The 9,520-nt window shown below is 52.7% G+C and carries 6 protein-coding genes, 23 tRNA genes and 1 rRNA gene; all 30 read left to right on the forward strand.

What is annotated here, in order from left to right; genetic code table 11:
- Window positions 1-275: 275 nt before the first annotated feature.
- A 5S ribosomal RNA gene (gene rrf / locus EKM85_RS11090) occupies window positions 276-392 on the forward strand.
- 10 nt (window positions 393-402) lie between these two features.
- Window positions 403-475, forward strand: a tRNA-Val gene (locus EKM85_RS11095).
- Between the two features lie 30 nt (window positions 476-505).
- A tRNA-Gly gene (locus EKM85_RS11100) sits at window positions 506-577 on the forward strand.
- 27 nt (window positions 578-604) lie between these two features.
- Window positions 605-678 (forward strand) — tRNA-Arg (locus tag EKM85_RS11105).
- A 4-nt stretch (window positions 679-682) separates the two neighbouring features.
- Window positions 683-756: transfer RNA gene (locus tag EKM85_RS11110), tRNA-Pro, on the forward strand.
- A gap of 33 nt (window positions 757-789) precedes the next feature.
- A tRNA-Met gene (locus EKM85_RS11115) sits at window positions 790-863 on the forward strand.
- Between the two features lie 7 nt (window positions 864-870).
- A tRNA-Ile gene (locus tag EKM85_RS11120) sits at window positions 871-944 on the forward strand.
- A 45-nt stretch (window positions 945-989) separates the two neighbouring features.
- A tRNA-Met gene (locus tag EKM85_RS11125) sits at window positions 990-1,063 on the forward strand.
- 2 nt (window positions 1,064-1,065) lie between these two features.
- A tRNA-Asp gene (locus EKM85_RS11130) sits at window positions 1,066-1,139 on the forward strand.
- 5 nt (window positions 1,140-1,144) lie between these two features.
- Window positions 1,145-1,217: transfer RNA gene (locus EKM85_RS11135), tRNA-Phe, on the forward strand.
- 13 nt (window positions 1,218-1,230) lie between these two features.
- Window positions 1,231-1,301 (forward strand) — tRNA-Gly (locus EKM85_RS11140).
- Window positions 1,302-1,314: 13 nt separating this feature from the next.
- A tRNA-Ile gene (locus tag EKM85_RS11145) sits at window positions 1,315-1,388 on the forward strand.
- Between the two features lie 35 nt (window positions 1,389-1,423).
- A tRNA-Ser gene (locus EKM85_RS11150) sits at window positions 1,424-1,511 on the forward strand.
- Window positions 1,512-1,517: 6 nt separating this feature from the next.
- Window positions 1,518-1,589 (forward strand) — tRNA-Glu (locus tag EKM85_RS11155).
- Between the two features lie 10 nt (window positions 1,590-1,599).
- Window positions 1,600-1,687: transfer RNA gene (locus EKM85_RS11160), tRNA-Ser, on the forward strand.
- Window positions 1,688-1,698: 11 nt separating this feature from the next.
- Window positions 1,699-1,772: transfer RNA gene (locus EKM85_RS11165), tRNA-Met, on the forward strand.
- Between the two features lie 18 nt (window positions 1,773-1,790).
- Window positions 1,791-1,864: transfer RNA gene (locus EKM85_RS11170), tRNA-Asp, on the forward strand.
- Between the two features lie 5 nt (window positions 1,865-1,869).
- A tRNA-Phe gene (locus EKM85_RS11175) sits at window positions 1,870-1,942 on the forward strand.
- 5 nt (window positions 1,943-1,947) lie between these two features.
- A tRNA-Tyr gene (locus tag EKM85_RS11180) sits at window positions 1,948-2,028 on the forward strand.
- A gap of 8 nt (window positions 2,029-2,036) precedes the next feature.
- Window positions 2,037-2,107: transfer RNA gene (locus tag EKM85_RS11185), tRNA-Trp, on the forward strand.
- 14 nt (window positions 2,108-2,121) lie between these two features.
- Window positions 2,122-2,194, forward strand: a tRNA-His gene (locus EKM85_RS11190).
- Between the two features lie 6 nt (window positions 2,195-2,200).
- Window positions 2,201-2,272, forward strand: a tRNA-Gln gene (locus EKM85_RS11195).
- Window positions 2,273-2,290: 18 nt separating this feature from the next.
- A tRNA-Cys gene (locus EKM85_RS11200) sits at window positions 2,291-2,362 on the forward strand.
- A 31-nt stretch (window positions 2,363-2,393) separates the two neighbouring features.
- Window positions 2,394-2,477 (forward strand) — tRNA-Leu (locus EKM85_RS11205).
- Window positions 2,478-2,657: 180 nt separating this feature from the next.
- Entirely contained in the window at window positions 2,658-3,851 is a 1,194-nt protein-coding gene (locus EKM85_RS11210) for a glycosyltransferase family 4 protein (RefSeq protein ID WP_125586919.1), read from the forward strand.
- 2 nt (window positions 3,852-3,853) lie between these two features.
- Window positions 3,854-4,888: a glycosyltransferase family 4 protein gene (locus tag EKM85_RS11215; protein ID WP_125586921.1), complete on the forward strand. Its 1,035-nt coding sequence runs from the start codon at window positions 3,854-3,856 to the stop codon at window positions 4,886-4,888.
- Window positions 4,885-5,919, forward strand: a complete 1,035-nt coding sequence (locus EKM85_RS11220) for a lysylphosphatidylglycerol synthase transmembrane domain-containing protein (RefSeq protein WP_125586923.1) — start codon at window positions 4,885-4,887, stop codon at window positions 5,917-5,919. The genes EKM85_RS11215 and EKM85_RS11220 overlap by 4 nt, the downstream gene beginning before the upstream one ends.
- 68 nt (window positions 5,920-5,987) lie before the next feature.
- Window positions 5,988-6,230, forward strand: a complete 243-nt coding sequence (locus tag EKM85_RS11225) for a YkuJ family protein (protein WP_125586925.1) — start codon at window positions 5,988-5,990, stop codon at window positions 6,228-6,230.
- A gap of 201 nt (window positions 6,231-6,431) precedes the next feature.
- Window positions 6,432-8,564, forward strand: coding sequence for an LTA synthase family protein (locus EKM85_RS11230; protein WP_125586927.1), 2,133 nt, complete (start codon window positions 6,432-6,434; stop codon window positions 8,562-8,564).
- A gap of 105 nt (window positions 8,565-8,669) precedes the next feature.
- Window positions 8,670-9,113, forward strand: coding sequence for a Fur family transcriptional regulator (locus EKM85_RS11235; RefSeq protein WP_125586929.1), 444 nt, complete (start codon window positions 8,670-8,672; stop codon window positions 9,111-9,113).
- Window positions 9,114-9,520 lie beyond the last annotated feature (407 nt).

The following is a 9,520-nucleotide window of genomic DNA, read 5'->3' on the forward strand; positions in this document are numbered from 1 at the left end:
TCAGGTAGATAGGCTGGAAGTGGAAGTGCAGCGATGCATGGAGCGGACCAGTACTAATCGGTCGAGGACTTAACCAAAAGGCTGCGTAGCTTGAGCGCCCTTAGGATGATGGCTAGCCTAGCGAGTGGCATTACCGGCTTTGCCGGTGATGACGATCGCGTAGCTAGACACTCATCCGTTGCTCAAGCGGAGCGCACCTAGTGAGCAAATACGCGTTTGAAGCATTTAAAACAATGATAGCCAGTTTTGAGGGTGCAAACCTTCAATTAAATAAGTGCGGTGGCGATAGCGAGAAGGATACACCTGTTCCCATGCCGAACACAGAAGTTAAGCTTCTCTACGCCGAGAGTAGTTGGTGGGTGACTGCCTGCGAGGGTAGGAAGCTGCCGCGCTTTATATCATGGAGGATTAGCTCAGTTGGGAGAGCGTCTGCCTTACAAGCAGAGGGTCACAGGTTCGAGCCCTGTATCCTCCAGTGGATCGCTTGATCCATCCCAAGTTCCATGCGGAAGTAGTTCAGTGGTAGAACGCCACCTTGCCATGGTGGAGGTCGCGGGTTCGAATCCCGTCTTCCGCTGTTGCCGTTAGGCAGCAAATTGAATATGCACCCATAGCGCAATTGGATAGAGTGTCTGACTACGAATCAGAAGGTTGTAGGTTCGACTCCTACTGGGTGCATCATCGGGAAATAGCTCAGCTTGGTAGAGCACCTGGTTTGGGACCAGGGGGTCGCAGGTTCGAATCCTGTTTTCCCGATAGGGCGAAGGTCATCGTCCTGGCAACATTTTTCGCGGTGTAGCTCAGCTGGCTAGAGCGTCCGGTTCATACCCGGGAGGTCGAGGGTTCGATCCCCCCCGCCGCGATCGACTTGGACCTTTAGCTCAGTTGGTTAGAGCAGGCGGCTCATAACCGCTCGGTCGTAGGTTCGAGTCCTACAAGGTCCATCGGTGTTGAGCCTTGGGCTGAAAATTGAATATTCATACCATTATCGCGGGATAGAGCAGTCTGGTAGCTCGTCGGGCTCATAACCCGGAGGTCGTTGGTTCAAATCCAGCTCCCGCAATTGGTTCCATGGTCTAGTTGGTTAGGACGCCTGCCTGTCACGCAGGAGATCACGAGTTCGAGTCTCGTTGGAACCGGTGTCGGCTCGGTAGCTCAGTTGGTAGAGCAATGGATTGAAGCTCCATGTGTCGGCAGTTCGATTCTGTCCCGCGCCATCTCCGCTGACATGCGGGTGTAGTTTAGTGGTAAAACCACAGCCTTCCAAGCTGTTGTCGCGAGTTCGATTCTCGTCACCCGCTGGATCGATATTTTGGGCCTATAGCTCAGCTGGTTAGAGCGCACGCCTGATAAGCGTGAGGTCGATGGTTCAAGTCCATTTAGGCCCATTGCGGCAAACGCTGCAGAACTGAATATATTCTATGGAGAAGTACTCAAGTGGCTGAAGAGGCGCCCCTGCTAAGGGTGTAGACGGGTCATACCGTGCGAGGGTTCAAATCCCTCCTTCTCCGTTGGATGGCCCGTTGGTCAAGTGGTTAAGACACCGCCCTTTCACGGCGGTAACATGGGTTCAAATCCCGTACGGGTCATGGGCGACATGGAGAATTACCCAAGTGGCTGAAGGGGACGGTCTTGAAAACCGTTAGGTGGGTCAAACCACGCGAGGGTTCGAATCCCTCATTCTCCTTTTAACATTATCGCGGGATAGAGCAGTCTGGTAGCTCGTCGGGCTCATAACCCGGAGGTCGTTGGTTCAAATCCAGCTCCCGCAATTACAATTGAATATTGTTGGTTCCATGGTCTAGTTGGTTAGGACGCCTGCCTGTCACGCAGGAGATCACGAGTTCGAGTCTCGTTGGAACCGTTAATGGCTCGGTAGCTCAGTCGGTAGAGCAATGCATTGAAGCTGCATGTGTCGGCGGTTCGATTCCGTCCCGCGCCATTTATGGAGGATTAGCGAAGAGGCTAAACGCGACGGACTGTAAATCCGTTCCTTCGGGTTCCTAGGTTCGAATCCTAGATCCTCCATTTTTTATAGGGATATAGTTTAAAGGTAGAACTACGGTCTCCAAAACCGTCAGTGTGGGTTCAATTCCTACTATCCCTGCTTTTGTTATGATGGCGGATATGGTGAAGTGGTTAACACACTGGTTTGTGGATCCAGCATACGTGGGTTCGATTCCCACTATCCGCCCTTGATTGGGATATAGCCAAGTGGTAAGGCAACGGACTTTGACTCCGTCATGCGCTGGTTCGAATCCAGCTATCCCAATTGCGAAGAGCAACTCCTGGCGGTGTAGCCAAGTGGTAAGGCAAAGGTCTGCAAAACCTATATGCGTCGGTTCGAATCCGATCACCGCCTTCTTGGACTAAGCCAAGAGAATTTCAAATATGCCGCTGTGGCGGAATTGGCAGACGCGCCAGACTCAAAATCTGGTTCCAGCAATGGAGTATCGGTTCGACCCCGATCAGCGGTAGACAGACCCTTAGATGGGTCTTTTTTTATACGGCATGACAAATTTGTTATGTAAATTTCAGACCATAGGTGGATGGTTTCAGTAAGATTTCTGTTAAACTTGTGCGTATGAAGGCGTGAAAATTGATTGTCCACGCTGGTAACGTATACTGGAAATGAACAGTCGTTGGGAGGCGTACAGATGAACATCGGGATTTTCACTGATACTTATTTTCCGCAGGTCAGCGGCGTCGCGACTTCGATCAAGACGCTGAAGGATGATTTGGAGCGCAAAGGGCACTCCGTTTACATCTTCACGACCTCAGATCCCCACGTTCCTGATGATGCCGTGGAGCCGAACGTCTTTCGCTTCGGCAGCGTGCCGTTCGTCTCCTTTACCGACCGCCGCGTTGCGGTGCGGGGACTGTTTCATGCCTACTCGGTCGCCAAGGAGCTGCAGCTGGACCTAGTGCACACCCAGACCGAGTTTTCGATGGGCTACATCGGTAAGTTCGTAGCCCGCCAGCTCAAGGTGCCAACGGTGCACACGTACCACACCATGTATGAGGACTACCTGCACTACGTCATGAACGGCCACCTGCTGCGGCCTTATCACGTAAAGCAGTTCATGCGCGCCTACCTTTACCACGTCACTCAGGTCATCACGCCGTCAAACCGCGCGATGCAATCACTGCAGGGCTATGGCATCAAAACGCCGATTTCGGTGATTCCGACAGGCGTGGACTTGACCCAGTTCAAGGCCGCCAAGAATCCCCAGCTTCGCAAACAGCTGGGACTGCAGGACGTGCCCGTGCTGCTCTCACTGTCGCGCGTGGCTTATGAAAAGCGGATCGACAAAATCCTTGCGGCGATGCCCGCGGTCCTGGCCCAGGTGCCGGAGACGGTGCTGCTGGTGGTCGGGGACGGGCCCGCTCGGGAGGACCTGGAGCATCAGGCCCAAAATCTGGGCATCGCGGACCACGTTCGGTTTATCGGCCAGGTCGATCATTCAGATGTGCCAGATTACTACCGGGCGGCAGATATTTTCGTTTCGGCCAGCGATTCGGAATCACAGGGTCTAACTTACATTGAGGCCCTGGCTGCCGAGCGCAAGGTCGTGGCGCTTTCTGCTGCGTACACCAACAGCTTGCTGGATGACCCGGCCATTGGGACGACCTTCACTACGCAGGCTGAAATGGTCAATCAACTGGTCAATTACCTGCAGCACCCACATGTGTTCGATGATCCCGCACCGCGCAACGCCAAACTTCACGCCATCTCGGCGGACTTGTTTGGGGAGCGCGTGTTGAAGGTCTACGCGAAGGCCCAGGAAGAGTTTGCCGAGGAATTGGCCGACGAGGCCGAGCGGCTGGATGAACCGACGATGAAAGGATAGTCATGCTCGATATTCATATGTTCTCCTCGGCGGACAAGGTCGCAGGCCAGGGCGTCGGTGCTGTTTACACTGAACTGATCGCCTTGCTGCGCAAATATTTCCCCACTGAGTTCAAAATCAGCATCAATAAGTATTCCCCAAGCCTGGTCAGTCATTACCACACGATCGATCCGGCCTTTTTTGCTTCAACGTTTTCCAAACGGCGCGGTCAAAAAATTGGGTACGTCCACTTCCTTCCGGATACGCTTGATCAGAGCCTGCGCCTCCCGCGCGTCGCCCGCTGGTCGCTGGACACCTACACGGTCGCTTTTTACAAGCGCATGGATCGGCTGGTGGTGGTGAATCCCAACTTTATTCCGAAGCTGGCGGCGTATGGCATTGATCCCCGCAAGGTCACCTTCATCCCCAACTTTGTCTCGCGCGAGACCTTCTACCCCGCGACGCCGGAGCAAAAGCAGATGCTCCGGAAAAAGCACGGGATCAAGGCCGACGCGTTTGTTGTCTTCGGCGCGGGCCAGGTGCAGGATCGCAAAGGGGTCGATGATTTCATTGGCCTTGCCAAGCGTAATCCCCAGATGCAGTTCATCTGGGCCGGCGGGTTCTCTTTTGGCATGATCACTAACGGCTATGATCATTTGAAGGCCGAAGTGGAAAATGCTCCCGCCAACCTGACCTTCACTGGAATCGTCCCGCGCGACGAGATGGTTGATTACTATAACATTGCCGACGTCTTTCTGCTGCCATCGTTTGATGAGCTGTTTCCCATGTCGGTGCTTGAGGCGTTCTCGACCGCCACGCCGGTGATGGTGCGCGACCTTGCCTTGTATGACGAGATCATTACGCCGTACGCCATGATGGCCAAGGACCAGGACGCCATGAATCAGCAGTTGCGCGCTCTGCAGCAAACGCCGAGCATGCAGAAGACGTATACGCACAAAGCGGACCAGGCCGCGGCCACTTATTCCGAGGACCGGCTGGCGCGGGTCTGGCATGACTTTTACCTGGCCCAGGCTAAAATCGGGGCGGCACGTCGATGAGCCGGGGGAATAAAATCGCGGCGTTCACCATGGTCCTGCTTGGAGTTGGCATTTTTGCGTTTGAGATGCGCACGGTCAACGTCCATGCGGCGATCCACACGCTGGCCACGATGAACTTATGGTGGCTCCTGCTCGCGTTGCTGGTGATGATCTGCTCTTGGGTGGTTGAAAGTTTTGTCGTGCGGATGTTCGTTGAGCACGACGGCGAACGCCTGAGTTTCAAGGCCGCCTTCCGCGTGCCGCTGATCGAGCAGCTGTTCAACAACATCACGCCCTTTGCTTCAGGGGGCCAGCCGGCCCAACTGGTGGCGCTGATGCAGGCAGGCGTCGAGGGCGGCCGCGCCAGTTCGGTGCTGCTGATGAAATTTATCGTCTACCAGTTCATGGTCCTGATCAACTTTGTGCTGACTTTGGTCATTGGGTTTAACCAGGTGGCCAGCAAGTTTGGGCCCTTAGCGCTGCTCATCGTGTTCGGGTTTGTAATTCACGTGACCGTGATCGTTGGGCTGCTGCTGGTCATGTACTACTATAGTTTCACCAAGAAGCTGGTGTCGTGGTTTGTTCATGTCGCCGGCTGGTTCGTGAGTGCGGAGCGGCAGCGCCGGTTGCAGGCCAAAATGGACGAGAAGATCGACACGTTTTACGCCGAAAGCCTGCACTTGAAGCAGGCGAAGGCCAAAGTGTTTAAGGCGGCAGCCCTGACGTTCGGCCAGCTGCTCCTGTACTATTCGGTTCCTTACTTCGTGCTGCGCAGCTTTGGCATCTTCCACGTCAGCTTGGTCGACGTGATGGTGATGCACGTCATGATCGTGATGATTGTCTCGCTGTTTCCAATTCCTGGTGGGACCGGCGGGGCAGAGTACAGCTTCAAAACCCTGTTCGCGTCGTTTGTTCCTGGGCCGGCGCAGCTCGTGCTTGCGATGCTCCTTTGGCGGTTTCTCACGTACTACTTGGGGATGCTGCTTGGGGGGATCGCGCTGGCCGTCACCCCGGACCGAATGTATTTGACGGAACGTAAAAAAATGGAATGACACGGGAATTTCGTCACCATGACGCGGAATTTTATGGTACGCTATGACAGAATAGAAAGGGGCCGCGTATGAAAAGCTCACAATTAGTTGCGATTATCAAACGCTTAGAAGCGATGCAGGAATCCGAGGACGGTTCAGTGCAATCGCGCCGCTTTGAAAAAGACGGTGTGGAAAAGGGAGAAGTCACGTACGACCCAAGCACGGAAACGTACGTCTTGGAAGAAGTCACCACGCACCAGAAGTTCGAGTTCGATGACATTGATTTGGCAGCAATCGAGATTTACGATCTGCTGGATGACTCGGAAGACTAGAGGATTGAAAGCCAGGCTCGCCTGGCTTTTTTCGTGGCCGGCGGCAGAAACAGGGGCTGGCCGTCCGCTGCCCATGTCATTAAGATGGGGTTAAATCCGCCGAGCACGCGGAGCCGTTAATTGTCAACCGTTGTGGGATTGTGTAGACTTACCAGTGTGTTTGTGTGAACGATAACGTAATTAATTGTCTGGAGGATCAGTATGAATCAGATCGGCGGTAAAATTCGCGGATTCTTTAATACCCGGCTCGGCTTTTTCTTGCTAGCCGCAGCTTTGTTTTGGGCAAAAACCTACTGGGCCTATAACACTAAATTTAACTTGGGCGTGAAGGGGCAAATGCAGCACCTGCTGCTGGCCCTGAACCCGCTGCCGACGACGATCCTGCTGTTTGGGCTGGCCTTTTATCTCAGTGGGCGCAAGTCCTACGTGGTGATGCTGATCGTAGATTTTCTGACGTCGGCGTGGTTGTTTGCGAACGTCTTGTATTACCGCGAATTCTCGGACTTTCTGACGTTTGCCCTAATCAAGAACTCGGGCTCAGTTTCTAACAATCTGAGCAAGGGGGTCATGGGCATCATGCAGCCAGGGGACTGGCTGATCTTCCTTGACCTGGTTGTGTTGATCCTGCTGCTGGCCTTCCACGTGCTCAGAATCGATATTCGGCCAATCAAGAAGCGGTTTGCCCTAGGGGTCACCGTGCTGGCGCTGTTCATGATCGGGGCTAACTTGTCCATGGCGGATTCTGACCGCTCGGGGCTTTTGACGCGGACCTTCGACAACAACTACATCGTGAAGTATCTTGGGCTTAACGCCTACACGGTGGTGGATGGCGTCAAGACCGCGCAGACCTCTGCGGAGAAGGCGAACGCGAAGGCCTCTGATCTTGATTCCGTACTGGCATACGTCAAGCACCACCAGGTCGCCAAAAACGTCAGCTATTACGGCCGCGCCAAGGGGAAGAATGTGTTCATCATTCACTTGGAATCGTTTCAGCAGTTTCTGATCGATTACAAGTGGGATGACCAAGAAGTGACCCCGAACCTCAACAAGATCTACCACGCGAATGACACGCTGAGCTTTGACAATTTCTTCAATCAGGTTGGTCAGGGCAAGACGGCGGACGCAGAAATGATGCTTGAGAACTCGTTGTTCGGTCTGCCAGAGGGGTCCGCGATGAGTATCGACGGCACCTCGAACACCTTCCAGGCGGCGCCGGCGATCCTCGATCAGCAGGGCTACACGACCGCGGCGGCGCACGGGGATGTGCCAAGTTTTTGGAACCGCGATAATACCTATAAATCCTGGGGCTACGATTACTTCTTCTCGAAGCAGTACTTTCCCTCTATCAAGGATGATGAGGTCGGCTACGGCCTGAAGGACAAGCTATTCATGAAGTACGCTGCCGATTATGTTCAGCAGCTGCCGCAGCCATTTTACACAAAGCTGATCACGGTGACGAATCACTTCTCCTACGTCTTAGACAAGAAGAATCAGACAATTGCTAAGACCGACACCGGCGACAAGACGGTCGATGGGTACGTGCAAACTGCCCACTACCTGGATCAGTCGATTGGTGAGTTCATGGCGTGGTTGCAAAAGACTGGTCTGGACAAGTCCAGCATGGTCGTCTTTTACGGTGACCACTATGGGATCTCCGATAACCATAAAAAGGCCATGGCCAAGCTGACAGGGATCAAGAACTACAATGACTTTGACAATGCCATGTACCAGCGGGTGCCGTTCATGATTCACATGGACGGGCTGAAAGGCGGAATCAACCACACCTATGGCGGGGAAATCGACGTTTTGCCGACCTTGCTGCATTTGCTGGGAGTGGACACGTCGAACTACGTCATGTTTGGGTCTGACCTTCTTTCGCCTCAGCATGACCAGACCGTGGCGTTCCGCGATGGTGATTGGGTCACGCCGACGATTACGAAGGTCGGCAGTGCCTATTACAACACGAAGACCAGTAAAGAGATCAAGCGACTCAGCAGCGCTCAAAAACGGTTGATCGATACCGCAACCAATAAGGTGACCACGGAGCTCTCTCTGTCTGACCGCATCCTTAATGGTGACCTGTTGCGTTTCTACACCCCTTCCGGATTCAAGAAAGTGGATAAGCGCGATTACAATTACACGCTAAAGAAGGCGCAAGCGAAACTCAAAGCCGCCCAGCGGGCAGGGACAAGTGCCATGGCCAAGAATGGCGGAAAATCATTTGCTGATGACTATGTCACCGATGCCCCTGAGTTAAAGGGTGATGCAAACAGCAGCTCGAGTAGCAGTTCCAGTAGTAGTTCCAGTAGCAGTTCCAGCAGCTCCGCTAAGTAGTGCAAGCAAGACCCCTGGCAACCCCAGGGGTCTTGTTTGCACGTTTTAGGGGTTAGGGGTATGCTAACCGTGGATGGAAGAATCATTCTAATATAGGTGAAAAATATGGAAGAAACAGTATACAATCAAACGATTGTGCAGCTTAAGAAGAACAAGATCCGGGTGACGCCACAGCGCGACGCGATCATCAGATATTTGATTGCCAGCGAGGCACACCCGACAGCAGAACGGATTTTTGCCGCATTGGCGCCGCGGTTCCCACATATGAGTGTGGCGACGGTGTACAATAATTTGAAACTGCTGGCAGACCTTGGACTGGTTGAAGAGATGAATGTGGGAGGCGTTGCAACGCATTTTGATTTTGCGCTCGAGCCGCATTATCATGTGATTTGCCGGAATTGTGGCAAGATTGTTGATTTCAGCTATAACAAATTAACGGATGTTGAACAAGTGGCGGCGGCCAAGACTGGTTTCTTGGTCGATGGCCATCACTTGGAGGTTTATGGCTTGTGTCCTGAATGTCAAATCAAGCTAGGCAAAGTTTCATAGGGCGGACTGGCTGACCTCAAATCAAATTAAACCCGAACAAGGAGTTTGCATTTTTATTCCTTGTTCGGGTTTAATTTTTTAGCTCACATTCCTTGGATTTGTTGTTGACGAAAGTGGTCGGTAGCTGGTAAGATACTTGTTGTTGTCAAAACACAAAGCCTTCCGGGCGATGCGAGTCACTTACTAAATATTCATCCGATGAATATTTAGTCAAATAACATTTGACAACGAACTGGCCATTAGATATACTATGAAAGTTGTCTTTTGGACAAGGTAGTCCTTTGAAAACTGAACAAAGTTTCGTAAATGTGATAGGGCTTTTCAATGAAAGTTGAAAAGAATTAAGTACATGAGCGAAGTCAATTCGCAAACAACAAATCGAGCTATTCAAATAACTCATTATATGA

The organism is Lacticaseibacillus jixianensis, from assembly GCF_003946485.1.
Lineage (GTDB): Bacteria > Bacillota > Bacilli > Lactobacillales > Lactobacillaceae > Lacticaseibacillus > Lacticaseibacillus jixianensis.

Excerpts from the sequence above, each read along its gene's own strand:
- EKM85_RS11210 (WP_125586919.1), top strand. The coding sequence starts at position 2,658 with ATGAACATCGGGATTTTCACTGATACTTATTTTCCGCAGGTCAGCGGC.
- EKM85_RS11215 (WP_125586921.1), top strand. The coding sequence starts at position 3,854 with ATGCTCGATATTCATATGTTCTCCTCGGCGGACAAGGTCGCAGGCCAG.
- EKM85_RS11220 (WP_125586923.1), top strand. The coding sequence starts at position 4,885 with ATGAGCCGGGGGAATAAAATCGCGGCGTTCACCATGGTCCTGCTTGGA.
- EKM85_RS11225 (WP_125586925.1), top strand. The coding sequence starts at position 5,988 with ATGAAAAGCTCACAATTAGTTGCGATTATCAAACGCTTAGAAGCGATG.
- EKM85_RS11230 (WP_125586927.1), top strand. The coding sequence starts at position 6,432 with ATGAATCAGATCGGCGGTAAAATTCGCGGATTCTTTAATACCCGGCTC.
- EKM85_RS11235 (WP_125586929.1), top strand. The coding sequence starts at position 8,670 with ATGGAAGAAACAGTATACAATCAAACGATTGTGCAGCTTAAGAAGAAC.